Here is a 26,526-nt window from a genome sequence, read left to right on the forward strand (position 1 = left end):
GATGAAGAAACTACTTTTGATTCTTGCATTTTGTAGTAGCATTTTCGCGGCAGATGCGACTATGTCTATCGTAAACGAAGGGGTAAATCTACCTAAAATCGTTGTTCAGGATGCATCGAACCTTGCAAATTCAGAATTTGGCAACAAATTCTTTAAACTTATGGTGGGTGATCTAAAGGTCGGTGCGACTTTTGAAGTCAGCGACGAGTATCTACAAAGCAGCTATGATGCGGGCGCTTCCGATAATCTAGGCTCTAGCGGTGCCGCTCTGATCGTGCGCTACGCGGTAAGTGATAAAAGCTCGCCGATGAGCCTAAAAGCCAAAGTACTTGAAGCGAACAGTGGCAGGGTGATGTATGAGAAGAGCTTTACGCTTTCAAATGCCGAAAAGTATCCGTTTTTGGCACACATGGCGGTATCTGAGATCGTCAAGCAGCTAGGGTACTCAAACGTCGATTGGATGAAGGAGATGATTTTGCTCTCTCGCTACACTTCGACGCGTGAGAGCGAGATCATGGTGGCTGACTATACGCTTACTTACCAGCAGGTTGTGCTTCGCGGCGGATTAAATATCTTCCCTAAATGGGCAAGCGCAGCGCAGAACGAATTTTATTATACCTACTATGTCAATAAAAATACGCCCGCTATCTATAAATTTAATCTATCCAACGGTAGCAAGAGTAAAATTTTTACCGGTCATGGCATGACGATAGCTTCAGATGTAAGCGCCGACGGCAGAAAGCTTTTAATCACCAATGCGCCTAAAGATCAACCCGATATTTATTTGTATGATATAGCTTCGGGCAGCGCTAAGCAAATTACCGATTACGCTGGCATTGATGTAAATGGAAATTTTATTGACGGCGATTCGCGCGTGGCTTTTGTGAGCGATCGTCTGGGCTATCCGAACGTATTTGCCACTAGCATAAACGGCGGTAACGTTCAGCAGCTCGTCTATCACGGCAAAAATAACAATTCCATTAGCACAAATGGCAATTATGTTACTTACTCTAGTCGCGACGGCGGGGGCGGATTTAATATATATTTAATCTCTACTCAAACCGATATGATTCGCCAGTTAACGGCTAGTGGCAAAAATATGTTTCCTAGATTTTCTAGCGATGGCGGCAGCATTATGTTTATCAAGCAAGACGGCAGCGGAAGCTCGGTAGGTATTATCAGAGTTAACGAGAATAAAAGTTTCCAATTTCCGTTAAGAGTGGGTAAAATTCAATCGGTTGATTGGTAAAATATTAAAAAATCTCGTGATATAATGACTACAATTTTTTTTGAAAGGATAGAAAATGAAACATTTAGTTTTATCTTCGATAGCAGTTGCTGCTCTATTATTGAGCGGTTGTTCTAAAAAGACCCCAGAGGCCGATACTACAAGCACAAGTAATGCAGATAGACTAGCTGCTTTGGCATCTCAGATCCAAAGTGAAGTTGGTACTGTTTATTTCGACTTTGATAAATTTAATATTAGAGCCGATCAACAAGGCACAATCAATAATAACGCAGCTTTATTCAACCAAGCAGGCGCAGAGTCTCTAACCGTCAAAGTTGAGGGTAACTGCGATGAGTGGGGTTCTGATGAGTACAACTATGCTCTTGGTCTAAAGAGAGCTACTGCAGCTAAAGACGCATTGGTTGCTCAAGGCGTAAATGAGAGCAGAATTTCCGTAGTAAGCTACGGCGAGAGCAATATGGCTTGCACAGAGCATTCTAAAGAGTGCGACGCTCAAAACAGACGCGACGAATTCAAAGTTGGATTCTAATTTGAAATTTAAAAATTTCACGGTGGCGGCTCTTTTGGGGGCTGCCACTTTTTTAAATGCAGAAACTTCTGCATTTGATGCTGGCAATATTGATTCAGGTAGCTCTTACGGGTTAACTGAAAACGAACAAGTATTGCGCGATAACCGCAAGCGTATAAGCGAGATGCAAACTAGCGTAGATAATACACGAGAGAGTGTCGAAGGTTTGCGAAGCGTCCTTGAAGGAACAAATTCTAAAATTTCGAACCTGGAAAACAGGGTGGCGGATCTAGAAATTCGTACTACGGGCAAAAGTCAAGGCAACAGCGAGCTAGATCAGATGAAAAGAGATATTGCAACTATAAAAGCCCAAATTGCTGAAATCAATAAAAAATTAGGCAGTAGTGGCGGCGTAAAAAAAAACGCTGAATTAGATGCAGGCACTGCTTCAGTCCCTGCTAGTACAAAATCAGACTCCGATTTTAAATCAAAAGATCAAGCATCAGTATTGAAAGAGGCTGACGCTTTATATGCTAAAAAAGACTATTCGGGCGCAAAAGAGCGCTACAATTATTTAGTATCTAAAAATTACAAGCCCGCTAAGGCAAATTACATGCTGGGCGAAATTTCATATTTCTCCGGCTCATACGCAGAAGCGATAAACTATTATAAAAAGAGCATCTCGCACAACGAGAGCCAAGACTACACTCCAAAGCTCCTCTATCACACCGCGATCAGCTTCGATAAGATCGGCGATAAAGACAGCGCAGATAAATTCTACAAAGCGCTAAAAGCTTCATACCCGGATTCCAAAGAAGCTAAAGCTGCGCCCACTAGATAACCTAAATTTAAATACAAACTCAAAAATAAAATTCTAAACAGGAGAAAACTATGGCTAACAACCGAGTTATAAAGATGCATTATGAGCTAAAAGACGGCAAAACCGGCGAAATTTTAGAGTCAAATTTAAACTCCGACCCAATCGCCTTTCTTAGCGGCAAAGATCAAATCATCCAAAAGCTGGAAGATGAAATTTTAAATCTACAAGCGGGCGAGAGCAAAACGGTTCGCATAAGCCCGAGCGACGGGGTAGGCGAGTATAAGCAAGACGCCGTGCAGATCCTGCCTAAAGAGCAATTCGCGGGCATCGATCTGGCGGTGGGTATGGAGCTTTTCGGTCAGGCGGAGGACGGCGCGACTACCCGCGTGAGCGTCAAAGCTATCGGCGAGCAGGATGTCACTATCGACTTTAACCACCCGTTTGCGGGCAAGGAGCTGGAATTTAATATAAAGATCGTCGAGAACCGCGAAGCGACGGCGGATGAAATTCTTACCGGCCAGCCGGAGGGTGCTCACAGTTGCGGCTGCGGACACAACCATCATCACGAGGGGCACGAGTGTTGCGGAGGTCATGGGCATGCAGACGGTCATGAATGCTGCGGTGGACACGGACACGATCACGCAGAGGATCACGAGTGCTGCGGCGGGCACCATCACGAGCATTAGGACTTTTTTATGAAATTTGCTTTTATCTTTCCGGGACAGGGCTGCCAAAGCGTAGGCATGGGTAGGGAGTTTTATGAGAACTCCGCCTCTGCGCGCGCGCTTTTGGATGAGGCTTCAGACTTTACGGGCATCGATTTTAAAAATTTACTGTTTGAGCCCTGCGACAAGCTCGACGTTTCGGAATTTACGCAGCCCGCGATTGCATTAAATTCCATGATGGCGCTTGCGGCGCTGCAAGAAAGGCTGGATCAAGAAAAGCTTAACATTACTCCGCAGTTTTTACTCGGACACTCGCTGGGCGAGTTTAGCGCGCTAAGCGCTGCGGGAGGTATAGAGTCGAAGCAGATGCTAAAGCTAGTAAATATTCGCGGCAGGCTTATGCAGAGCGCCTGCGAGGGCAAAGGTGCGGGAATGATGGTGATTTTGGCTCTTGCCGACGAGGCGGTCGAGAAAATTTGTGAGGATGCAAAGAGCGCAGGCAAGCAGGTTTGGGCGGCGAATTATAACTGCGACGGACAGATCGTGGTCGCGGGCAAAAAAGATGATCTGGCCGCACTCGAGGGCGAGTTTAAAGCCGCGGGTGCAAAGCGCGCAATGCTACTGAATATGAGCGTCGCGAGCCACTGCCCGATGCTAGGGAGTGCTAGCGACGAGCTTTTGGAATTTTTGCGCCCTGCGTTAAAAGAGAGCTTTGCTCCAGTCGTTGCTAACGCCACGGCGCGCGCGTATAGGACAAAATCCGAAGCGCTAGAGCTGCTTAAAGCCCAGCTTATCAGCCCCGTGCTTTACAAGCAAAGTATCAAAAATTACGAGGGTGAGGCGGACTGCTTCGTCGAGTTCGGTGCGACGGTTTTAAAAGGGATAAACAAAAAGATCACGCAAAAACCGACCTTCAGCATCACGGATCTTGCGAGCCTAGACGAGTTTGTAAAATTTGCAAAGGAGAATGGATGAAAGTTGCGATCTTGGGCGCTATGCCAGAAGAGATCGAGCCGCTGCTATCCGCACTGCGCGAGCGGGGCGTGAGCGTGGATGCTACGGAGCATGCGAATAATAAATTCTACGCCGCCAAGCTTAACGGTCACGATCTAGTGATCGCATATTCGAAGATCGGCAAGGTAAATTCCGCCCTGACCGCTACGGTCATGATCGAAAGATTCGGTGCGCGCGCGCTCATTTTTACGGGCGTTGCGGGGGCTTTGAAGCGCGGCATTAAGATCGGCGAAATTTTATACGCTACTGCGCTCGTGCAGCACGATCTGGACATCACGGCGTTTGGGCATCCGCACGGATTCGTACCGGGAAGTAAAATTTCAGTTCAAACCGACGCGAAGCTAAATTCTATCGCGCAAAGCGTCGCCGAGCAGCTAGGCATCACGCTAAAATCGGGCATCATCGCTAGCGGCGATCAGTTTGTAAGCGGCGAGGAGCGCAAGAGCTGGATCGAGCGGACGTTTGACGCGAGCGCGGTTGAGATGGAGGGGGCGAGCGTGGCGCAGGTGTGCGACGCGCTGGGCGTGCCGTTTTGCGTACTGCGCGCGATAAGCGACGAGGCAGGACACAAAGCCGAGTTCGACTTTGACGAGTTTATGGTAAAAAGCGCGCAGACGAGCGCGAATTTCGTTTTAAAAATGATCGAAAGGTTATGATAAACCTCTCCAAAAAACTACTTCGCCGGGTCGGACAAACCAACGCCAAATACAAGATGTTCGAGCGCGGCGATAAAATTTTACTAGCTCTTAGCGGCGGCAAAGACAGTATGAGTTTGGCGCACGTGCTGAAGCACTTCCAAAGCGTAAGCCCGTTAGATTGGGAGTTTCGAGCTATTACCGTCACCTACGGTATCGGTGAGGATCTGCGCGAGATAAGCGCCCATTTTAAAGAGCACGAGATCCCATACGAGATAATCGATACTAAAATTTTTGAATTCGGCAAGGAAAAGATCCGCGCGAACACCACGTTTTGCAGCTTTTGCTCGCGTATGAGGCGCGGATATATCTACTCCTACGCGCTTGAGCACGGCTTTAATAAGATCGCCATAGCCCACCACCTCGACGACGCCGCGGAGAGCTTTTTTATGAATTTTACCTTCAACGGCGCGCTGCGCACCCTCGCTCCGCGCTATGTCGCCGAAAACGGGCTTGTGATCATCCGTCCGTTCATTCTCACGCGCGAGCGCCAAATCGCCGCCTGTGCCAGAGATAACGAGCTTCCGATCATGCGCGAGGAGGATGTCTGCCCCGCGAGGCAATACGGCGGCAAGGAGCCCACCGCTCGCGCCGCTACGAAGGAGCTTTTGGCGCAGTACGAAAAGGTCCATCCGAGATTTTTCATCAGCCTACAAGCCGCCTTTGCCAACATCCACGAAGAGACCTTTTTCGAGCCTAAATTTTAAAATTTTAAGCGGTTTGCACTCCTCCGCTCAAGTGAATTCAAAGCGCGCAGTTCTTGCGATAACATGAGTTTCGTACGCCTAGTTCGATTTTTTAGCTTGAACAAGCCTGATACACGCAGAGCAGTTGTCTTCCCCTGTGCTCGAACGGGTCGCGAGCCGCAGCGAATAGCTATCCTCCTACGTCCGACTGCGGGCTAGAGTAGTTGTACTTCTGTATCCGAAGCTGTACACACGAGCTTAGGCTGTGCGCCCGAGGGCTGCGAGTAGGGCGGGTTGCGCCGCCTGTATCTACTTTTGCAAAACAACTGCGGCTGCTTCCTGCGCTGCGCCTTTGTTATATTCGGGCAGGCGCCGTCCGCATCCAAGCGAGCTTTACGAGCGAGCGTTAAGGGGCTTGCAAAGTTTGCGCGAAAGCCAGTTTTAGAAATTTAATCCTGCAAAATCTTAAAATTTTATCGGAGGCTGCCTTTCGGGCTGCGGGTGCGGACTCGATCGCCGTGCGCCGTAAATTTAAACCGCTCGCCCACTCCGCAAAATGTTTCAAAAAATTTTACCTCGCAAAATTTTAAAATTTAACGAAGCCGAATTCTGAAATTTTATCGTAGCCGAATTCCCCCTCTCGTTTCATAAACGTTACATTTTGAAATTTCGCCGCTCGCTCTCGGTTAAATTTCACGCCGCTTCAAAGCCGCTTCAAACCTCCGCTGTCGCGCACGCAGATTAAATTTTAAAATTTCGCATAAGCCGCATTGCTTCTCAAATTTACACACCGCAAAATTTTAACCGATTTTCGCTCCGAAATTTATGCCGCATTAACCGCCGCGGATATATAATAGCGAATGTCATATTTCACGTAAGGAGTAAGCATGGCTACAATCCAACCAAGCTATAAGCTTTTCATCGACGGCGAGTTTGTGGGTGCCGAAGGCGGCGCGAGCCTAGACGTTTTTAATCCCGCTACCGGCGAGAAAATTTCAAAGATCGCAGATGCTAGCAAGGCGGACGTCGATAGAGCGGTCGCCGCGGCGCGCAAGGCGTTTGAGAGCTTTCGTCGCACCAGCGTTTATGAGCGCAGCGCGCTGCTAAATAAGATCGCCGACGTCCTAGAGCAAAACGCCGAGTTCATCGCCACCGTAGAGACTATCGACAACGGCAAGCCGATCCGCGAGACGCGCGCGGTCGACGTAGCGTGGTCGATCGAGCATTTTCGCTATTTTGCGGGCGTGATCTTAGGCGAGGAGGGCAGCGCCAATATGCTAAAAGAGCGCTATCTATCCGTCGTCTTGCGCGAGCCGATCGGCGTAGTAGGACAGATTGTGCCGTGGAATTTCCCGTTTTTGATGGGTGCGTGGAAGCTCGCTCCGTTACTTGCCGCGGGCGATACGTGCGTATTTAAGCCAAGCTCCGAAACTAGCCTTAGCATTTTGGAGTTTATCCGCCTAATCGCGCCGCTGCTTCCAAAGGGCGTCATCAACGTCGTAACTGGCAAGGGAAGCAAGGCGGGCGAGTTCGTCCGCACTCACAAAGGGCTCGATAAGCTCGCATTCACGGGCTCTACCGAGGTCGGCAGAGGCATCGCGCTGGCCGCAGCGCAAAAGATCATCCCCGCTACGCTTGAGCTCGGCGGCAAGAGCGCGAATATCATCTTTGACGATTGCGACTTCGACGTTGCGATCGACGGCGTACAGCTGGGGATCCTTTTCAACCAAGGTCAAGTCTGCTGCGCGGGAAGTAGGATCTTCGTGCAGGAGGGCATCTACGATAAATTCGTGCCGGCGCTCGTGGAGAAATTTAAGCGCATCAAGGTGGGCGATCCGCTCGATCCGAACACCCAGATGGGATGCCAGATCAACAAAAAGCAAGCCGATAAAATTCTAGAGTACGTAAAAATCGGCGTAGAAGAGGGCGCTAAGATCGCCGTGGGCGGCAAGCGACATAGTGCGGGAGAGGCTTTCGTCGAGCCTACGCTACTCGTGGACGTGCGCAACGACATGCGCGTGGCACAGGAGGAGATCTTCGGTCCTGTGGGCGTCGTGATTAAATTTAAAGATCAAGACGAGCTTGTCCGCATGGCGAACGACAGCCTCTACGGACTAGGCGGCGCCGTATTTACGCGCGACATCGCAAAAGCGCTCACGGTCGCACGTCTGCTTGAGACGGGTCGCGTGTGGGTCAATACCTACAACCAGATCCACGCGGGCGCGCCGTTTGGCGGCTACAAAGAATCGGGCATCGGTCGCGAGACGCACAAGATGATCCTGGAGCACTACACCCAGACCAAAAACATCTACATCGACACGATCTCTAAACCGAGCGGCTTTTACGAGCAGTAAGGGCTTAGGGGTATCTCGGGCGGTTTACGCCGCCCGAAATTTTATTCTGATTGACTTGATTGAGTATTTAATTTTAAGACTGCTTCTGTTTAGATAAAATCCCTGTATTCAATATTTTTATCACTCATTAAAATTTTTAATTTTTCAAAATCTTCTTTTGTTATATAATCCATCGGTATAACTATCGAGCAAATATTTAGTACCAAATTTTTAAAGCTAAATTTGAGTTTAATAAAAAATTTATTGTGCCCTAAAAAATATGTAAATATCCAAAAATACTTGATTTGATCAAACGGAATATCTCTTTCCCAGAAAAAATATTTCACGACTATGCGATCATCGTAGCACGCAATAAATTTAAAGCAATTCGGGATAATCTCTGCGTAAAAAAGCCCGATTAGCATCACCCAGCCTACGATAGGCGCATAAGGTTTATCAAGCATAATAAAAACAATGGCGATATAAAATTGCAAAATTTTAACTATCGAATAAAAAGGCCCGTAAAAACGCCTCGCCCTTTTTATGATTAGCAGCGGCTCGCCCGGTTTGGTATCGTTCATTTTATCTCCTTGCTTGAATGTCACATTACGGCTTTAAATTTAGCGCTAAATTCTATCTTTGCTACGCTTACGCAGCGTTTAAATTTAATCTTGCCAGCGGTTACGGCTAAATTTTAAATTTTCAAACTTGCCGTTTAAAAGAGCCGTCATCTGGGGGAGTGCGCGCAGGCGGGCGCATGCAAAAATAGCCTCAGGCGCTGTTTTATCGCAGGCTTCCGTCCGCATCAAGTTATATCGAGCCGCGTTAAAGCCTCAAAATCCATGCGATTGCTAATTTTGCTATCGAGCCGCACCGAACCGCAGCCAAACTCGCGCGGCTTATGAACGTCGCTCGGTTGTCGCTCGGTAAAATTTTAAAATTTCATCCGGGCCGGCTCGCCGCTCTGTGCAGACGCAAGCTCCGCCGCGGAATTTAAACTTTGTTTTGCTATAATCGGGCTAAAATTGCGGAGGCCATCTATGAAAATTTTACCCTACGTCGCGCTCAGCTTGTTTCTTGCGGCCTGCACGCAGGTCCCGCCACCCGCCGAAAACGCCCGTGCCGTAAACGGTGCCTCCGCTGGGGACGTCACAAATTCTACCGGTGCAGGCAATGCCGTCAAAAATCCCGCCGCGTCCGAGATTTCCGCGCCAAAAAACACAGCCTCCGCGAATGTCTCCGCTAAAAATTCCGCCGCGTCTTCTATGCGCGAAATTTGGAGATTGCTAGAAAATGCCGATCGGGCGCTGCTTGCCAAAGAGATCTCGCGCGCCGAAGAGCTTGCCGTGCGGGCGCAGGAGCTTAGCGAGCTAAAGCACATCGAAGTAGGGCGGATTTTTAGCAGATTTGTCCGTGCGCGGATCGCCCTACAGCGCGGCGATACCGACGCCGCAATCTCGCTGGCGACGGACGCGAGCTCCATGCGAAGCGGGGTAGCGGAGATATATGCCGATGCCGTAAATTACGAGAGCGCTTATACATTCGGGCGCATCTACGAGGCTCGCGGCGATCGTAAGGGCGCCGTGCGCGAATATGGGCGGGCGCTGTTTGTTTGGACTATGTTTTTGCAGAGCGATCCGGCGCGTGCGGAGGAAATTTTTGCCCGACTGCAAACGCTCACGCCCGATCCCTATGAGGCTGAAGGCAGAGCTAGCGGCGCTTGCGAGTATCTGCGCGCCAAGGCTAGCTCCGCTTTGAATGAGCCCGCACCCGAGCCCAAACGTCGCGCACTGAGGGATTTGGCTGCATGGGAGGCGCACTGCTTGCATCTGCGCCCGTTTATAGATGATGGATCGGACGAGCGCGCGCGTAGGGCTTCGCTCGCGCGGGATTACGCGCAGCTACATGCGGGGCTAGGCGAGTGTGCCGCAGCGCTAGAGCATCTGCTTGCCGCAGCGGAGCTCTCGGATGCGACGGATCCCGATACGGGCAGGCTTTATCTGCAGATCGCACGACAATTTTTGGCGATTTACAAAGAGGCGGGCGCGAGTAAAATTTCTGCGAGCTATGCACAGAAAAATCTAGCCACGGCGCAGGATTACGCGGACAGATCGGTAAAGCTCTACGAGGGCATGCGCGGCACCGCTTACGAGCACTCGAGCTACGACGGACGCGAGATTTTAGGCGAGATCGCGATGATACGCGGCGATCCGTCTGCGGCGCTGGGGCATTTTACGGCAATGAGAGACGATGCGGCGGCGCTTTTGGCATATCAGCAGCTACCGGCTTACAAAGAGGCCCTAGTCCACGCGCTAGAGCTACTAGCGCAGTGCTACGATGCGCTAAAAGACCGCAAGAGCAAGGCGGCGGTTTTGCGTGAGCTTGCGAAGCTAAAGAGAGGCTAGCGAGTTACTAGGCGGCGGCGTTTCGTGAAATTTTGCCTCTGCGCTGCGATGAAATTTGGCTCGAGCGTTGCGCGGTTTGAGTGCCTAGGGCGCGGCAGAATTTCATGCCGTTTGAAGACGGTGCAGGCTTGCGGCGGATTTAGACGGCACGGCAGAGCTCGCGCTTTTGAAGCCCCATTTTGAAAGCAAAATTTATGCCCGCGCCGTAGATTTGAAGCGGTATCCGTGCCTGCGCGGCGATTTATCTTCGCATCGTCTTTACAATTGCGGTCATTAAAAGCCACAATTTCGCCGGCATGTGAAGCTTTGTGGACGCTTTTGAGCGCACTATGATTGCGGTTCGGTGTTGCAGTGCGAGCTAGAGCTAGGCTTTGGGATCTGTTTGTGCGGCAGGCGCCGTTTTATCGCAGACCTAGTCCGTATCAAGCCGCGTTAAAGCCCCAAAACTCACGCGATTTATAATTTTGTTATCGAGCCGCACCGAACCGCAGCCAAACTCGCGCGGCGAAAATCTAAATTTACGCTATAATCTTGCAAAGCGGAGCGTAGAACTCCTGCTGCGCGTGCGCGACGAAATTTAAACAAAAGCCCGCGAATTCGGGTTTCTTAGCTTTCGCGCGGCTGTGGCGTAACGCTAAATTTAACGGAGGGCGTATGGATAAAGAGCGGTATATTTTTGAGAAATTTAGATCGAAGCTTAACGGCGATGATTGCGCCGTAATCGGCGAGCGAGCGTATTGCAAGGATCTTTTCGTCGAGGGCGTGCACTTCCGCCGTGGCTGGCTGAGCCTGCGCGAGATCGGCGCAAAGGCGATGCTCGTAAATATCTCGGACATGATCGCGACCAATGCGCGTGCCAAATACGCCCTGCTGGGGCTTGCGCTACCGCGCGAGATCGGTACGCGCGAGATCGACGAGCTATGCGCGGGCGTGAGCGAAACGGCGCGGGAGTGGGGTATACGGATCATCGGCGGCGACACGATCGGCTCGGATCGCATCGCGCTTAGCGTGAGCCTGATCGGCAAGTGCAAGCGCCCCGTGTTTCGTAGCGGCGCGCGCGTGGGCGATCTCATCGCGCATACGGGCGAGCTAGGTAGCGTCGGGCGCGATCTGGCGGTGCTTTTAAGAGATGAAATTTCGCTTGCTAGCTCGCAGACGCAAAACCGAAACGATAAAATTTCGTCGGTACAAAGCTCAATCACCGCGCCACAGGGTCTAAACGCCGATACTTCGATGGCACAAAATCCTGGCGATGAGGTGCGAAGCCCGGACGATAAAATTTCACCTGCGTATGTCAAGCCGCAGAGCCTAGACGCCGAAAATTCGGCAATGCAAATTTTGGACCTTGAGCCGCAAAGTCTGGACGATAAAATTTTGCCTGCGTACGTCGAGCCGCCGAGCCTGGACGCCAAAATTTCGGCGCAAAATTTCGTGTCGCAGAGCGGAGACGATCGCAAGAGCCCTACGTCGGAAAGCCTCGCATGCGAAAATTCTACGTCGCAGAGCTCTGCAGGCGAAAATCCTGTGCCGGGTAGTGGCTCATATCGCTTGCGCGAGGATCTGCGCGCAAAAATTTCAAAGAATTCGCGCTTCGTTAGGCCTGGTTTGCGCGATAAGTTTTTTTACAAGGCGGCGAAGCTCATCAGCGCGGCGATGGACATTAGCGACGGGCTCGCGCAGGACTTGCCCCGCCTGCTGGAGGCTAGCGGCGTGGGTGCGCGCTGGATCGCCCGTCCTAGCGAGGCTGCGTTGCAAAGCGGCGAGGAGTACGAGATTTTGTTCAGCTTCGCGCCGAAATTTTTGCCCAAAATCTACGCGATTGCCGCTAAAACGGGCGTCTCGATCAATATCATCGCCGAAGTTTGCCCGCGCACGCCACAAAGCTCTATGGAATTTCGCGGCAGCTCGCACCACTTCGTGCCTTGAAATTTGCTGAGCTCGCTTTAAATTTTAAGGCGCAGAGTTTGAATTTTAGTCCGAAACGACGCGGCTGGCGAATAAATTTTACTTAGCGAGCGCGGCTGCGGTGATTTGAAATCGGACGCTTTTGGCTCATGACCGCGCCCCGCCGAACTAGGTAAATTTCATAGCCAAAGCGGGCAGTGCCCCAAGCCTTGCGGTTGAATTTTATAAATCCGCGCAGACCGCGTACATCGCGGCTCCGTCGTTTGCCACGGCGTAGAGGCGACCACCGCTAGCGAGCATGATCTGATCCGAGCCAAATTGAAACTCGCCGAATTCCACCTCTTCTAAGATCAAGCCGTCGTCCGCGCTAATCAAAACGGGCTTGCCGCGGCGATCTGCGAGTAAAATTTTATCCTCGCACCACGCGAAATGTTCGGTACCGCCGGTATCAAGCTTAAAGATCACCTCGCCGCTTGCCGCGTCTACGGCGTATAGGTGCCCGCCCTTGCCCGCGGTGCCGAAATACAGTGTCTCGCGACCATGCCGCTTGTCTTGCTCGCTAAAATGCGATGTCGCTCCGCCGCGCAGGCAAACAGGCGTATATAGATACGCGCCTAGCTTCAGTCGCCAAAGAATTTTGCCTTTTGCAGCCGCTTTTTTGCGGGTTTGTTTGCTACCGTTTGAAATTTTATCTTTTGCCTCGCTAGTTTCATCGCGCGGATCGCTTTTGCTTTCTTTGCAAACAGCCGCCGCGCCGCTATTTTCGGAGAAATTTTTTAAATTTTCGTCCGCCAAGCCGCTAGAATTTGGCGTGCCGCTTAAATCAGTTATCGCGCCGTTTAAATTTGGCCCGCCTTGCGAGGCTCTACACTCCATCATAAAGGGCGAACTCATCCGCACGCAAAAGCCATCAAATTCGTAGGTTTGCGCATCGTTGTAAATTTGTTTTATGGGCGGCGATGGAGCGGTGTCTAGCTCGCTCATTTCGCCATCTTGTATTTTGATGAGCTTTGCGGGCGAATCGACGAAGCCCTCGTAGTATCTCGTATTTAGCACGAAGTGACCGTCCTGCGGGTAACAAAGCGCGGAGGCGGCAGAGAAAATTTCGCGCTGCTCGTAAGCGAGCACCGATCTTTTGTGCTCGCTAAAATCGCGCGAAAATGTATCTAGTAGCACGTAGCTGGGCGTTAGCTTCGCGGCGATATTTTGTTCGCTAGGGGCTGCAAAGGCAAAGTGGACGAAGGCAATCCGCTCGCCCATCTCGTAAATGTCCGTCACGCCGTGTCCGCGAAACTCCACGCCCTGCATCGCAAGAGGATATGATTTTAGCATTTGCGGCTCCTTGAAATTTGAAGCGATTATAGCTCAAATTTAGGCGCGAATTTTAAAATTTTGTATGCACGCTAAAATTTTACGGCGCGTGGCATGGAATTTCAAATTTTGCGGAGCCGCGGAATTTGGAATTTGAAATTTGAAATTTTGTCCCTTCACATAGCCTACACGCAAGCTCGCTATCATACCGCTACAAAATTTACAAAGGAGCCGTATGAGGGAGATCGTAAAAAAATTTGTCGCAGGCGACGCGGATATTATATTCGCCAGACTTTCCGTTATCATCGTGCTTGCCGTGATGGGCAACTACAAGTGGTTTGAGTTTGAGGTGGATGCTTTAAAGCCGCTTTTTTCGCAGACGTGGCTTTCGTTTTTGCCCTCAGCGCTCGGGGACACCGGCGCGAGCTATTTTTTGGGCGTGGTGGAGACCGTGGGCTATCTCTCGCTCATCGCGGGCTTTTTCAAGCCGAAGGCGGGCATCGTGGGCGATCTCATCGTGATCGCCATGGCGCTGAGCACGCTCAGCCTACTGCCGCAGTTGGGCAAGATCGACGGCTTCATCTTTAAAGACCTTTTCTTGCTAGGCCTTGGCTTGGTGCTGCTAAAATACGACCTGGCGCGCCTTTGCCGCGGAGAAAAAAGCTGCGATTGAGCCGTCAAAACATACTGGCGTCGGTTCCGACGCAACACTAAATGATCGCGCACGGCGAGTTTGAGGTGTTTTGATTTGAAGCTTTTTTCAAACTCTTAGATCGAGAGCCCGCCTTGCTAGCATTTATGCGTTTTGCGCTTTGCGCTTGAGCTCGCTCGCTCGCATAGCACCCTTTAAAATACGGCCGCGCTAAAATTTTATGACGCGCGGTTGAAATTTATCGAGCTGAGGTAATTAAATTTTACTAACGCTCAAACTCAAAATTATAAAATTTAAATCGACCTATCAGATTATGCCATAAATTAAACCACGTTAAATTTGACGGCGAAAGCTTAATCCTAAGCTCAAAGCATTAGATTCAGATCCAGCCGAATTCGCATTTGATTAAGCGAAACGAAAAGTGCAAAGTTATATCATTTCTTAGAAATTCTCCAATTTTTTCGAAAGGATGAGATATGAAGCACTTTTCACTCTCAAAGGCCGTTTTTATGGCGGCGAGTTTGGCTCTACTCGGGCTAACGGCTGCGAATGCGCAGGAGAAATTTTCCCCCGTTATCGTCATTCACGGCGGCACCAGCGGGCTTGATCTAACCAAGGAGGAATTTAAAATCCGCGAGGAGCCGATGAAAAAGGCGCTTTTGGCGGGTCAAGCCGTGCTTGAACGGGGCGGCACCGCGATGGATGCCGTAACGGCAGCCATTATGGTGCTTGAGGACGATCCGAATTTCAACGCGGGCAAGGGTGCGGTATTTACAGCCGACGGATTTAACGAGCTCGACGCCTCGATCATGGACGGCTCGACCAAAAAAGCGGGCGCAGTCGCGATGGCGCGGCATATCAAAAACCCTATCCTAGGCGCCAGGCTCGTGATGGATAAGACGTGGCATACGCTAGTCGCCGGCGAGGGAGCCGACAAGCTCGCCAAAGAAAACGGCCTAGAGATGGTCGATCAGAAGTATTTTTTCACGCAGTTTAGATACGACGCACTGCAAAAAGCCAAAGAGAAGCAAAAGCTGCTACTTGATAGCGAAAAGGCGAAAAAGACGTCGCTAAATTTACACGAGCGTCCGTATCTAGGCACCGTGGGCGCGATCGCGCTGGATAAAAACGGCAACCTAGCCGCGGCTACCAGCACGGGCGGCATGACCAACAAAATGACCGGCCGCATCGGCGATAGCCCGATAATCGGCTCTGGAACCTACGCCGATAACGACTCTGTGGCGGTTTCTTGCACCGGCACGGGCGACATCTACATGCGCGTAAACGCCGCGCACGAGGTCTCTGCTCTGTATAAATACAAAACCTCCGACGTGCAAAAGGCCGCCGAAGAAGCGGTACAAGAGGTCAAAGCGCTCGGCGGCAGCGGCGGCATCATCTCGATCGACAAGCACGGACACACGGGCTTTGCGTGGACGAAAGACAAGCTCGGTATGTATCACGGTGAAGCAAGACTCGGAGCTAAGCCGATCGTTTACTGGCCGTTAGGAGAGAAATAAGCGTAAATTTAGCCCCTTTGCGGGGCTAAATTTAAATCAAATAGCGAGGATAAATACGCTTTTTATCGCGCGTCTATCAAATTTGGCGCCTTCGTTGATCAAGCGCTTCGGCAAGGCTAAATTCGGTCAAATTTTAATTTCAAAACCTTGGCAAAGCGCAAATTTCTATTTATTTAAAATTTTAAACCCAACATATATGGCTATCTTTTTCTCGTATTCAAATCAGTCAAAACAATAAAATTTTATGCTTCGATAAGCCCATAAAGAGATTAAATTTGATCCTTCTGTAAATTTGAGATTTGAGGTTTAAATTTAAGTCGCTGGGCGGCTTCGCCGCAAATTTTATCCTCGCTCAATTTCGCGCCAAAAAGCGCATCGACAGCAAGCCCTTGTAGATACGGGTGCTGCGCCGTCTCATTCGCGTCTCAAAACTGCGCGAGCTAAGCGGCAAAAATCTGCTCTGTAAATTGAATTTTACCAAAATCCATATTTCTTGATACCAAAGCGCTCAAATTTCAGGTAGAATATCGCCACATAAAATCAAGGCGGTAAAATGAGAAAATTTATAGTCGTTCGCGGACATGCGGGCTCTGGTAAAACGACTTTCGCAAAAGAGAAGATTAAAGAATTTAAAAACGAATACCCGCAGGCGCAAATTTATCATCTGGAAAACGATATGTTTCTAACCGATGAGGCGGGGGTTTATACTTGGTCGCCGAAGCTTTTGGAGGATGCGAAGCACAAGGTCGCCCGCGAGATAAAGCAGGCGTATAAATTTGCCCTGGAAAACAAAGATAGAGACGTTCTTATCGTGCTTAGCAACGTGAGCGCGCGCACCAAAGAGCTGCTAAGCCTAAAAGAGCAAGCCGCCCAGAATGGATTTATTTTCGAATGCTTTAGAATGCAAAATTTCTTCGCCTCCGAGCACGGCGTCGATGAAGATACGGTAATAGCGATGTTTATCAAGGTCGCAAATAACAAAATAGAGGGCGAAATTTTGATCCCGCCCATCAATCCTATGAGCGAAAGCGTAGCGCAAAAGATCAAAGACGCGGCGGCTCTAAACAGGCGCGATCTGCCCTTTGATACGGTGCAAAACACCTACGTAACGAAAAAATATATCGCCGCCACGCAAGATAAAAGGCTCTGGAGCGCGCGTCAAAGCGAGCTTTATCCCGAGCTTCGCACCTACAAATACTCAAAACGCGTCTTTTTCAAAGCCGATTGGGATAAGGCGTTGCTTGAGATGCGCGGGCTCATAATGGACGAGAATCTAAATATCATCGTGCGTCCGTTTAAAAAGGTCTATAACTACTCGGAATTTACCTCGCACAAAAGCCTTTATCCTATCGACATCACAGACGATACGCCCGTGCTTGCCGTGCGAAAGGTAAACGGCTTTTTGGGGTGTTGCACCTACGTAGATGCCCACGAAAGCGACGCGAGCTTTAACCGCCGCGTCATCTACTCCACGACGGGATCGACCGATAGTAGATTTGCACAGATGGCGCGCGAGCACTGCTGTAAATTCGAAGAGATTTTCAAACGCTATCCAAATAAAACTTTTTTATTTGAGATCACCGACGAGAGCGACCCGCACATCGTAGAAGAGGAGCCTGGAGAGACCTTTATCGGACTTATCGACGCTAAAACCGGCGCGCAAGAGAGCGAATTTGAGCTGGATAAAATCGCTGCAAGCACCGCTGGCGCGCTAAAAAGACCTTTTTATAAAGAGGGCGAGCAGTATCTAAAAACGAGCTTTGCGGAGCTTAAAAATATAGTCAAAGAAGCAAAATTTGAGGGCTTTATGGTGTATATCCCAAGCCAAAACGATTTTTGCTTTAAGATGAAAACGCCTTATTATCTCGTGAATAAATTTTTCGCTCGCAGTAAAAACGAGGCGCTTTCCGGCAAACTGGATAAAACCAAGCTCGATGAGGAATTTCACCCTTTAGTCGATCACATCAAAGCAAACGAGCGTGAATTCAGATCCCTTGACGAGCAAGGCAAGCTAGGCTTTATAAAAGAATTTTTAGAAAAAATTTAACGATTAGCGCGAATATTTGACGCCACGTAAATTTACGTAAAGCTCAAATTTGATGCGGCGATTAAAGCTTAAAGGAAAAATGATGATATTTTTTACCTCCGATTTGCATTTTTATCACGCCAATATTATGAAATACTGCCCTAAATTTAGGGATTTTAACGACGTAAGCGAGATGAACGAAAAGCTAATAGAGCTCTGGAATGCCGTAGTGGGGCCGGAGGATACGGTTTATGATCTGGGCGATTTTGCATTTTGTAATAAATTAAAGGATCTAAAAAGCGTTGCGCGCAGGCTAAACGGCTCGCATGTGCTGATTTTAGGCAACCACGATACGCTCATCAGCCAAAACAAAGAAGCGCTGCTACGCGAGCTAAAAGACGACGGAAATCCTATCTTTAGCGATATCCTGCACTATAAGGAGCTAAATTTTGACGGCGGCGCGGGCGCGATGAAGGACGGCAAAACCGGTATGAGCATCTGTATGTTTCACTATCCCATAGAGGAGCATAACCACGCCTCGAAAGGCTCTTTTATGCTTCACGGACACTTGCACGACCGCGCTTCCAGCCTAGAGGGTCGCATACTAAACGTAGGCTTTGACTCGCACGGCAAAATTTTAAGCTTAGATGAGATCGTGCAAATTTTAGGGCAAAGGCAAATCGCGGCAAGATATTCGTGATCCGGGCTAAACACGGACAGCCGCAGCATTGATTTAAGCGTAGTCTGCCGCAATATATTACAAAAGCACCCGCATAATACGAGGATAGGCAAAGCGCTCGGCGGCGGCGGCAGCATCTTTATCGACAAGCACGGACACACGGGCTTTTCGTGGACGAAAGATAAGCTTGGCATGTATCACGGCGAAGCAAGGCTTGGAGACAAACCGATCGTCTACTGCCGCTAGGCGAGAAATGATTGATTTTAGCAGATAGCGCGGAAACAGGGAAGTACTCGGTGAGAAACGATCAAATTTGCCCCGCCTATTTTGACTCAGGCGGGGGCGAATTTGGTTAAATTTAATAGCTTATTCAAAAATCCCAGAATTTGATTTTATATGAAAGACGAAGTCAAATTTAAAAGCGATAAAACCTAGCTTCACCGCTCAAATTTTGCCCTTTTGTCTACGCGCAAATTTTAAAATTTGCCGCACGCTTTAAAAGATCGGTGCGTATTTAAAAGACGATTACGCGCCTAAAATAGCTGCTCCAATCGTTTTAATAAAGCTTCGCTTCGGCGTGACGGGGCGGAGCTAAATTTTAAATTTACTCGCGCGTAATCCACGCCGACGCACCGAGCGGCAAGAATGAGAAGCAGGGTATGTTCTCTTTTGGTACCAAAATCCAAAACGATACCGCCTTTTGCACTAGCTATGAATACGGCGTGTATGAAGCAACAGAGCAAGGGCGAACCCAACCGGTGCGCGGACGAAATTTCGCGGAATTTAGTCAATTGTCGCGTGCGATTTTATCTAAGCTGCTGCAAATTTTATCCCTAGCCGCCGCAATCTTGCCTGAGTTCATACATAATTTCACGAAATTCCGTAGAATTTTACGCTGCGTATTCTGCAAACCGACGGGCAAAATTTTATGGACGCGACCGAATTGCATGCGTAAATTCTACCGTCAAATTATAATCTGGCGCAAATTTTGCGGACAGAATCGCTAGCTAAATTTAAACCCACGCGGTTAAGCCTAGCAAGCCCGCCTGCTAAAATTTCGTTCGCGCAGAATTTCATTTGGGTAAAGTTAAAATTCCAGCCGAAACTCCGTCTCTCCCGGCTCGCTTCTGCACGAAATTTTAAGCCCGAGCTCATCGCAGTATTTTTTCACGATAAAAAGCCCGATGCCAAAGCCGCCGTTGCGCTGATCAAAGCGGGTGTAAAGCTCGAAAATATGCGGCAGATTTTGCCGTGCGATGCCCGCGCCGCTGTTTTTAATGCGAAGCGAGCGCTCGCTTAGGCTCACATCGACGCAGCCGAGCTCATTACAATATTTTATCGCATTGTCAAGCAGATTATCGATGATCTTTCGCAGCTTAAACTCATCCGCGCAAAAGGCTACCGGACGCAGATCGGCGCTTAAGCTTATGCACTTTTGCTCCGCAGAGACGCCGAAATACTCTATGCGGCTTTGCAGCAGCTCGCCTAAATTTACCTCCCGCCCGCTGCCGCTTTTGTTTAAGCTTAGCGCGGTTAGATCCTCAAACAGCGCGTTTATCGTATTTGCGCCCGCCTTGATATTGCCCAGATATTTTTTCGCATCGGTATCAAAAAGCTCGATACTCATCAAAATCACGCTAAGCGGGGTTTTTATCTCGTGCGTCGTGTCGCGGATGAAGCCATTTAAAAACTCGATCTTTTCGTAAAGCGGGCGCAGCGAAAGGCGGATGATAAAATACGCGATCAGCAAAATAAGCGCCAAAACAAGCGTGCTCGCAGCTAAAATTTTAAGCTTCAGCGCCGCGAGCTTGCCCTCAAGCGCCTCCGTTTTGATCGCTATGTAATACTCCATGCCGTCATTGGCGGTGAGATTAAACTGCTCGATCCTGCTGGCCCCCTCCATATACACGCGCGGCGCATCATCCTTCGGCTCGAAATCCCGCGCGATCTCATCGCTGCTATTCAGATCCGCCGCGTATGCCTGCATGGCGTCGAAATCACCCTCGTTTAGGCGCCCGCCGCGCGCGAGCTTGGCCTCTAAGCCGTGCTTGAAATCTCTGATCGCAAAGGCATCGCGATCCGCGATAAAAAACTTCTCCCGCTCGTAAAATACGCTGCTTACCAGCGCCAAAAACAGGACGCTAGTAAGCGTGTAGAGCAAAAAAATAGGTAGAATTTGACGCATTTTGGACACGGCGCGCTCCTAGAGATATTTGTAGCCGAGCTTGGAAGCGTTTATGATGCGATCCTTACCCAAAATTTTTCGCAGCTCCGCGATATAAACGCGCAGGCTAAGCTTGCTCGGACTTTCGTCGTAGTCCCATAGCGCGGCGAAAATTTCATCTTTGCTAAGGAATTTATCGCGGTTTTTTAGAAGCAGAGCAAGAAGCCGCGCCTGCTTCTGCGGCATCGGCACGGCTCTTCCGTCGCGATAAAGCGCGTGCTGAGCCATATCAAAGCTAAAACCTCCGCCGATATTTTCGCGTCTGGCGGCGTTGTGGACGAAGGTGCGCTTTAGTAGATTATCCGCGCGCAGAGCCAGCTCTTTTAGCTCGAAAGGCTTTTTGAGGTAGTCGTCGCAGCCGCTTCCAAAGCCGCTTTCGACGTCTTGCAGAGTATTTAGCGACGTCGTGAAAATGCACGGTGCTCCGCACCCGGCCTCGCGCAGCTCGCGAAGCAGCGCAAAGCCGTTGCAGCCGATGATTTTGACGTCGAAGATCCACAGATCGAAGCTCTTTTCGTACGCTAAAGAGAGCGCCTCGTCGTAGCTTTTGCTGCCGCTTACTTCGTGCCCCGCGCCGCGCATGTAGGTACACATCATGTCTAGCAGCATCCCCTCGTCCTCGACGATCAAAACTCTTGCCATGGCCCGCCTCCTTGCATAGAATTTTTGAAATTTGTAAAACCGCTTTTCAAATCAAAGCAAATTTACGCTTAAAATCAAAGTGGAGTAAATTCGGCGGTTTTCCACTTTGATTTGAAACGTAAATTTTTATTTTAAAACGGCTTTTTAAATACCCTTTAAAAGTTTAATATATTTGAGTTTAAAAAAGAATTTAGTATAGATTTATCGAGCGATCGATTTTCATATGTTCGTTTTGTAGAAACCGGGCATACACCTTGATCGTCATATCCAAATTTGCGTGACCGAGGATTTGAGATACCCATTTCAGTGGGATTTCGCCCCTTACCGCGCGCTCTACCATATGGGTTGCGAATGTGTGGCGGGTGTGTCTGGCGCTTCGGTATGGGATACCGCATTCAGCTAGAAATTTACGCCACCTGCCGTTGCCGAAAAGCGACGTAGAGCCGAAAAGATGATCTCCCCTTTCCGAAAAGACCCACTCGCAATCCCGATCCTCTTTAAGCCGGGCGATGTATGGCAGCAGCGGCGTAAATATAGGCACGATCCTATCCTCTCCGGTTTTGGTGCGAGGTTTAACAAGCCCGTCCGTGAGGCTTTTGCTGATCGATATACTCATAGCCTCCATATCTATATCATCCCAGCGCAGAGCCAAAATTTCGCAGCATCTAGCCCCCGTATAGAACGCAAAAGCAAGAAAGCTCTCAAGCCGCCCGCTAGCCTTTGAAAGCATCAGATCCACCTCCTCCGCCGAGAATGGATCTGTTTTGCTGCGCGGGATCTTTGGATATTTCGCGCGCAGAAATGGATTTTTTGCAAGCTTTCCGGCTTCTACTGCTTGCTCGCAGGCTCTACGCCAGCACAGCACGACGCGCTTGATAGTGCTCGGGGCTAGACCTTCCTCAAGCCCCGCCAGCCACTTTTGAATATCCACTTTCTTGATGCAGGCGGCATCTTTCGGCAGATATTTCGTATGTGAGAACGCGAACTTTTGCTTGCGGCCCTGTTCAAAATTTATCTGCCCGAGATCTTCGAGATAGTCTCGGGCTATAGTTGTGAGGGTCATATCACGCCTCTTGCACTGCCTTGAGCGACCCGAAACGTTTCAGCTCCAGCTCGCCGCTCTCATTTTTGACGACCATATACCAAACCTTGCTATCGCTTTTCCAGCTGCCGTCATCAAGCCTAGCCTCAAATTTGTCGCCTTCTTTTGCTCTGAAGGTAAAAGAGGTGTCATAATACTTGTGTTTGCTATCCCAGTTCTTGCCGTTGCAATCGATAAACTCTCTTTGAACTTTGCCGTCCGTAAAGCTGAGGCGAGCCATATATGCGTGACCGTTTTTTCTAGGGTCTATACTCTCAAACGTCTCGACAATAAACTGTTTGTCCGCTTTGCGGCTCTCTATGATAGCCTTTGCTTGGGTGACGAGCTCAAGCAATTCTGCGTCCGATAATAAAGCTAGATTTTCCATTATTTACCCCTTATTACACGCTCAAGCGCATTGATATCGACATCCATATCGAGCGCGCGTTGATACTCCGCCCGCTTTTCAGCGCTCTTTAGGTTGTACACGAACCATGAAAAAACCTTTTTGTCAGTATCGTTTAGTCTTATAGCCTCTCTGTCCTCTGCGGAGAGGATAGTATTGATGAATACTTCGATCCTCTCTAGCGTAGTGTTTGACGGGAAAGTTCCAGTGGTGTCTATGGCACCGTGTACGCCGTTTCGCCATCTTGCGATGCCGGAGAGGATCGCGTTTGCTTCGCCTTTGTTGTAGTAGCTTTTCATTTTTTATCCTTTATGGTATAATAAAGGCTCCTTTGGGAGCAACTTGCGGTGAGATTGTTTTTTTCATTGGGTCTCGCCGCACCCCTGATATAATCAAGTAACTACACTTTTTTATATCTTTTATGCCGTGATTATACATTATTTTTTAACTATTGTCAAGAGTATAATACATTTTTATTGTATTTTTTTGATTAAAAATTATAAATTTATGAATTATATGTTAAAATACCGAAAAATTTAAAAAGGAATACTATGAACATAAAAGTATTTGAAGCTAAGCTCGCGGAGCTAGGTTTGAGCAAAAAGGAGTTTGCGGCCATGGTGGGTGCGGTTTATAACGGCGTAGTAAATTGGAACTCCAAAGGAGAAACGCCGAAATGGGTGGACAGCTGGATAGAAAATTATGAAAAGGCCAAGAGCTATGAAATTATAAAAGAACAGGTGCTTAGGGTCGAAAAAATAAAGTGATTAAAGGCCGTTTAAAAAGCCTTTAATCCTCAATAATTCATAATCAAAAGCTCGCTGCTGCTCTTTCGCGTTGCGGCATTATTAAGGCTGTAGCTGATCTTTAACTCCTTAAGATTGAAACCTTTATAAAGCTCTCGTATTAGCTCGCAATCGTTGTAGCTAAGCATAAATTTGCCTTTGATACCTCGTAAAATTTCAGCCAAAGCTTGGTGATCTTGCCTACTAAATCCGCCTGCCGTTTTGTAATAATTTTCGGTGCCGACGTACGGCGGATCTAAGTAAAAGAGGCTATCCTTGCTATCATACTCTTTTATAAGCTTCTCGTAACTTAAATTTTCGATCGTAGCGCGTCTAAGCCTACGCGAATAAACGCTAAAATCCCTATATGTATTCTTAGCGCCGCGACCTTTTGGCATAGCGAAGTGCTCACCCTTTGCGCCAAAGCTTGCCGCAATTTGGAAGTAGAAAAACGCCGCCGCTTCTGTCTTATTGCGCGGTTTAAGCTTCCCTTGTTTGATTGCGTAAAATATCTCCCTGCTTCTTAAGAGCCCGTTAAGATACGAGTTTAAGCTCTGCGGTCTAGTTTGGATTATTCGGTGTAGGTTTATGAGGTCGCCGTTTATATCGTTTAAAATTTCAATTTTACTTGGCTTCTTTCGGTAAAAAACCGATAGGGCCCCGCCGAATACCTCAATATATTTTTGATGTGGAGCCATTAGAGGTATGATCTGCGCCGCTAGCTTGCTCTTGCCGCCCACCCAGGCAAAGGGAGCATGAAGGGGTTTAAATTTTCCCCCCCCCCCCCATTTTTTTTGGGGTGTTATTCATATTATTTGAAAAACTCATTTATTCTCCTATCTGATTTGTTATCTGTACTGCGAATTCTTGCTCTTTTACGGCGGCAAGTAGTGCGCTCAAAGCCGCACGAGAGTCTTTCACTCCGCGCGCGCCCAAAGAGTTGCCCAGTAGCACGCAACCCTCGGTATTACGCCCGGTATTGCCCGAATGGATCAAGATGCAGCGGCTTTTAGGTACCTGCTCGTTATATAGCAGCGGCAGACGAACTCTAAATTTTGGGCTATCGTGCCAGGCTATCTTATACCTTCCTTGCGGTATGCGTCTATCCATGCCGCTCTGCGTGGTATCGGGGCCCGCAGGCTCGCAGGTATATCCCTTTAGCACCTCTCGCCCCTCATCGCGTAATATGAAGCGCCCTAGCGTCATATCATCAATTTCCTTGAACCTAACGATTTCTAAGACCATAAATCCTCCTTAAATTTTGATTTAAAAGCTAAATTTGTTTATAAATTTGACTTTTTTTATCGCCTCGCCAGTTTTGCGCACTAGCACCTTATATCCGCTACCTTGCTTCGGCGTGTCGCTTTTTATTTGCGCGCGTATCATATTTTTTATCGTCTGCTTTAGTCCCACTAAAAATCCCACCTTTTTGCCGTTATATTTACGAATGCGCCGCTAGCCGTGACGCGAGTCTCTACCGCCGTGACGATAAATCTATCCTCTCCGGGTGCTGCAGGCACGCTATAACGGGGCATATCTATCTTTATGATATCGCCTGTGCGCACGCTTTGAAGCGGAGCACGCAGGCTAACCTCGCTTACGCGCGCGCCGTGGTCCAAAAAATACCTGCGGGCATAAGCCTCTATGACGCGCTCGTCCTGATCCAAATCGAGCTTTATTTGACCGTGCAGCTCGTCACTTCGATCAAATATAAACTTCACTGCTCCCCCGGCGCTTTTTTTCTCACTCCCTTTGATCTGTGTCATTTCTCCTCCTTCCAAGAATACCAATACCACTTTTTTAATGCCTCTAAATCATCTCCTTGCCAACGTGCGCCAGTCATATTATAGACGTATGCAGGAGCGTTATAATCGTTCAAAAACAGATCCGCATCCAGTTTCTCGCGGATATTTTTATACCGACTAGGCGCTTGCAACCTGACAAATTCCTGGTACATAAGGCTTTCTATAGTTTTTTTCTTAGGGATTCTGCTTTGCGAAAAGATCCCTATGCCCCACCACCTTTCGTAATAATTTATGGTCCTATCATCCGCCCATAATACGATTTCGGTTAGCTCGTCTTTTAGAGTGATCTCCTCTTTGTAGGTATATTCACGCACCTTGCGAGCAAAGCCCACATCGCCGCGCGTTTCTAGCCCGATATAATATATTTCCATCCGCAGTTTATTGCCTTTTTTAATTAGTAGGCTAAGTGCCGTCGTATAACCTGGAAGCGCAGGGTGTTCCAAGGCTTTATCCCCTAAAAGGGAGTGCAGGCCAACCATAGCTAAAAATTTCTTTTTTAGCGCACGCTTGGCTCGCTCGAAGCCGAAGGCTCTTTTAATGAAATTATCGCTTTTGCCTTGTGGATTTTGGCAGAAAAAGACCCTATCGGTTTGAAGCATGCTTTTTATAGCTTTAAAGTAATCGCTACCTGTTCCCCTCTTTGCGAAATCAAGAAAAGGCGAGAGTCTAGTCGTACTTCCGTCGCCATTTGGGATTAAGAAGAAATCCTCTTTGCTTAAGATAAAGCGAAATATCTCCTTTATGCGGATCTTATATCCGTCATCGCAGATAATTACGAGGTTGTCAGGCCTTGGATCGTAGGTATCGTGATACTGCCTGCGACCGCCTGCGTCTGTTGCGATAGATACGAACTCGACAATATCTTCGTAGTTTTTTATCGGCCACCAACCTCCTGTGTCTAAATAATAGCGGTATTCTCCTAAAGAATAGGCGTCATAGCTCTGCCCTACTGGTTTTTTATTATGTCCGGGCTTTTTGCCGCCTAGAGGCACGAGATATGCACCTTGCAGTGCCTTATAGTATTTCCTGCTAACCGCGCCATTAATGAGTTCAAGCTTGATCCACTCTTTGGTCTGCCCCCTATATCCGCCATTGCTTTCGTCTGCTATAAACTCCAT

Annotated in this window: 27 protein-coding genes; 15 read left to right on the top strand and 12 right to left on the bottom strand. The window is 48.8% G+C overall.

From position 1 onward, the window contains the following. Position 1 precedes the first annotated feature (1 nt). From tolB to Q0224_RS08705, 8 genes are all read left to right on the top strand, one after another. Positions 2-1,249 carry a Tol-Pal system protein TolB gene (gene tolB, locus Q0224_RS08670; protein ID WP_177389413.1) on the top strand — a complete coding sequence of 416 codons (1,248 nt, stop codon included), beginning with the start codon at positions 2-4 and terminating at the stop codon, positions 1,247-1,249. Positions 1,250-1,304: 55 nt separating this feature from the next. Beyond that, positions 1,305-1,778 carry an OmpA family protein gene (locus Q0224_RS08675; RefSeq protein WP_291938293.1) on the top strand — a complete coding sequence of 158 codons (474 nt, stop codon included), beginning with the start codon at positions 1,305-1,307 and terminating at the stop codon, positions 1,776-1,778. A gap of 1 nt (position 1,779) precedes the next feature. Then, positions 1,780-2,598, top strand: a complete 819-nt coding sequence (locus Q0224_RS08680; protein ID WP_297950563.1) for a tetratricopeptide repeat protein — start codon at positions 1,780-1,782, stop codon at positions 2,596-2,598. Between the two features lie 50 nt (positions 2,599-2,648). Further along, on the top strand, positions 2,649-3,263 hold the full coding sequence (locus tag Q0224_RS08685; protein ID WP_297950564.1) for a peptidylprolyl isomerase: 615 nt from the start codon (positions 2,649-2,651) through the stop codon (positions 3,261-3,263). 9 nt (positions 3,264-3,272) lie between these two features. Next, positions 3,273-4,217 carry an ACP S-malonyltransferase gene (gene fabD / locus Q0224_RS08690; RefSeq protein WP_297950566.1) on the top strand — a complete coding sequence of 315 codons (945 nt, stop codon included), beginning with the start codon at positions 3,273-3,275 and terminating at the stop codon, positions 4,215-4,217. Next, positions 4,214-4,912 carry a 5'-methylthioadenosine/adenosylhomocysteine nucleosidase gene (locus Q0224_RS08695; RefSeq protein WP_297950567.1) on the top strand — a complete coding sequence of 233 codons (699 nt, stop codon included), beginning with the start codon at positions 4,214-4,216 and terminating at the stop codon, positions 4,910-4,912. The genes fabD and Q0224_RS08695 overlap by 4 nt, the downstream gene beginning before the upstream one ends. Further along, positions 4,909-5,658 (top strand): ATP-binding protein, encoded by a 750-nt coding sequence (locus tag Q0224_RS08700; protein WP_297950625.1) that lies wholly within the window; start codon positions 4,909-4,911, stop codon positions 5,656-5,658. Before Q0224_RS08695 ends, Q0224_RS08700 begins: the two co-directional genes overlap by 4 nt. Positions 5,659-6,524: 866 nt before the next feature. Next, positions 6,525-7,991 carry an aldehyde dehydrogenase family protein gene (locus tag Q0224_RS08705; RefSeq protein WP_297942885.1) on the top strand — a complete coding sequence of 489 codons (1,467 nt, stop codon included), beginning with the start codon at positions 6,525-6,527 and terminating at the stop codon, positions 7,989-7,991. Between the two features lie 89 nt (positions 7,992-8,080). On the opposite strand, the gene Q0224_RS08710 is transcribed toward Q0224_RS08705, so the two are convergent. Continuing rightward, entirely contained in the window at positions 8,081-8,551 is a 471-nt protein-coding gene (locus tag Q0224_RS08710) for a hypothetical protein (RefSeq protein WP_297950627.1), read from the bottom strand. Positions 8,552-9,010: 459 nt separating this feature from the next. On the opposite strand from Q0224_RS08710, the gene Q0224_RS08715 reads away from it, so the two are divergent. Next, entirely contained in the window at positions 9,011-10,375 is a 1,365-nt protein-coding gene (locus Q0224_RS08715; protein WP_297950629.1) for a hypothetical protein, read from the top strand. 654 nt (positions 10,376-11,029) lie between these two features. After that, positions 11,030-12,301 (top strand): thiamine-phosphate kinase, encoded by a 1,272-nt coding sequence (locus Q0224_RS08720; RefSeq protein ID WP_297950631.1) that lies wholly within the window; start codon positions 11,030-11,032, stop codon positions 12,299-12,301. A gap of 201 nt (positions 12,302-12,502) precedes the next feature. Here the strand turns inward: Q0224_RS08720 and Q0224_RS08725 are convergent, their stop codons facing one another. Next, positions 12,503-13,612, bottom strand: a complete 1,110-nt coding sequence (locus Q0224_RS08725; protein ID WP_297950633.1) for a PQQ-binding-like beta-propeller repeat protein — start codon at positions 13,610-13,612, stop codon at positions 12,503-12,505. A 214-nt stretch (positions 13,613-13,826) separates the two neighbouring features. Between Q0224_RS08725 and Q0224_RS08730 the strand changes: the two genes are divergently transcribed. From Q0224_RS08730 to Q0224_RS08745, 4 genes are all read left to right on the top strand, one after another. After that, the gene (locus tag Q0224_RS08730; protein WP_297950635.1) at positions 13,827-14,264 is read left to right on the top strand and encodes a DUF417 family protein; all 438 of its coding nucleotides are present in this window, start codon (positions 13,827-13,829) and stop codon (positions 14,262-14,264) included. A gap of 455 nt (positions 14,265-14,719) precedes the next feature. Further along, entirely contained in the window at positions 14,720-15,760 is a 1,041-nt protein-coding gene (locus Q0224_RS08735) for an isoaspartyl peptidase/L-asparaginase family protein (RefSeq protein ID WP_297950637.1), read from the top strand. A gap of 553 nt (positions 15,761-16,313) precedes the next feature. Then, a complete protein-coding gene (locus tag Q0224_RS08740) occupies positions 16,314-17,807 on the top strand; it encodes an RNA ligase (protein WP_297950639.1) in 1,494 nt (497 codons plus the stop codon). Positions 17,808-17,889: 82 nt separating this feature from the next. Continuing rightward, entirely contained in the window at positions 17,890-18,486 is a 597-nt protein-coding gene (locus Q0224_RS08745) for a phosphoesterase (RefSeq protein WP_297950641.1), read from the top strand. A gap of 1,066 nt (positions 18,487-19,552) precedes the next feature. Here Q0224_RS08745 and Q0224_RS08750 read toward each other — a convergent pair. From Q0224_RS08750 to Q0224_RS08770, 5 genes are all read right to left on the bottom strand, one after another. Beyond that, entirely contained in the window at positions 19,553-20,650 is a 1,098-nt protein-coding gene (locus Q0224_RS08750) for a HAMP domain-containing sensor histidine kinase (protein ID WP_297950834.1), read from the bottom strand. An 18-nt stretch (positions 20,651-20,668) separates the two neighbouring features. Continuing rightward, positions 20,669-21,331, bottom strand: a complete 663-nt coding sequence (locus tag Q0224_RS08755) for a response regulator transcription factor (protein ID WP_297950644.1) — start codon at positions 21,329-21,331, stop codon at positions 20,669-20,671. 190 nt (positions 21,332-21,521) lie between these two features. Further along, positions 21,522-22,394: a site-specific integrase gene (locus Q0224_RS08760; protein WP_297950647.1), complete on the bottom strand. Its 873-nt coding sequence runs from the start codon at positions 22,392-22,394 to the stop codon at positions 21,522-21,524. A gap of 1 nt (position 22,395) precedes the next feature. Then, a complete protein-coding gene (locus Q0224_RS08765; RefSeq protein WP_297950648.1) occupies positions 22,396-22,800 on the bottom strand; it encodes a hypothetical protein in 405 nt (134 codons plus the stop codon). Then, positions 22,800-23,117 carry a hypothetical protein gene (locus Q0224_RS08770; RefSeq protein WP_297950649.1) on the bottom strand — a complete coding sequence of 106 codons (318 nt, stop codon included), beginning with the start codon at positions 23,115-23,117 and terminating at the stop codon, positions 22,800-22,802. Before Q0224_RS08770 ends, Q0224_RS08765 begins: the two co-directional genes overlap by 1 nt. 252 nt (positions 23,118-23,369) lie before the next feature. Here Q0224_RS08770 and Q0224_RS08775 point away from each other — a divergent pair, with 252 nt between their 5' ends. Further along, on the top strand, positions 23,370-23,585 hold the full coding sequence (locus Q0224_RS08775) for a hypothetical protein (RefSeq protein ID WP_297950693.1): 216 nt from the start codon (positions 23,370-23,372) through the stop codon (positions 23,583-23,585). A 29-nt stretch (positions 23,586-23,614) separates the two neighbouring features. On the opposite strand, the gene Q0224_RS08780 is transcribed toward Q0224_RS08775, so the two are convergent. From Q0224_RS08780 to Q0224_RS08800, 5 genes are read right to left on the bottom strand one after another with little or no spacing between them, the layout of a single operon-like run. Further along, positions 23,615-24,409 carry a DNA adenine methylase gene (locus tag Q0224_RS08780; RefSeq protein WP_297950836.1) on the bottom strand — a complete coding sequence of 265 codons (795 nt, stop codon included), beginning with the start codon at positions 24,407-24,409 and terminating at the stop codon, positions 23,615-23,617. 22 nt (positions 24,410-24,431) lie between these two features. Then, positions 24,432-24,848 (bottom strand): DUF5675 family protein, encoded by a 417-nt coding sequence (locus Q0224_RS08785; protein WP_297950695.1) that lies wholly within the window; start codon positions 24,846-24,848, stop codon positions 24,432-24,434. 21 nt (positions 24,849-24,869) lie between these two features. Beyond that, positions 24,870-25,028 (bottom strand): hypothetical protein, encoded by a 159-nt coding sequence (locus Q0224_RS08790; protein WP_297950697.1) that lies wholly within the window; start codon positions 25,026-25,028, stop codon positions 24,870-24,872. Further along, the gene (locus Q0224_RS08795; protein ID WP_297950699.1) at positions 25,016-25,369 is read right to left on the bottom strand and encodes a hypothetical protein; all 354 of its coding nucleotides are present in this window, start codon (positions 25,367-25,369) and stop codon (positions 25,016-25,018) included. The genes Q0224_RS08790 and Q0224_RS08795 overlap by 13 nt, the downstream gene beginning before the upstream one ends. After that, the gene (locus tag Q0224_RS08800; RefSeq protein ID WP_297950701.1) at positions 25,366-26,526 is read right to left on the bottom strand and encodes a hypothetical protein; all 1,161 of its coding nucleotides are present in this window, start codon (positions 26,524-26,526) and stop codon (positions 25,366-25,368) included. The genes Q0224_RS08795 and Q0224_RS08800 overlap by 4 nt, the downstream gene beginning before the upstream one ends.

The organism is uncultured Campylobacter sp. (assembly GCF_938002845.1).
Classification (GTDB): Bacteria; Campylobacterota; Campylobacteria; order Campylobacterales; family Campylobacteraceae; genus Campylobacter_B.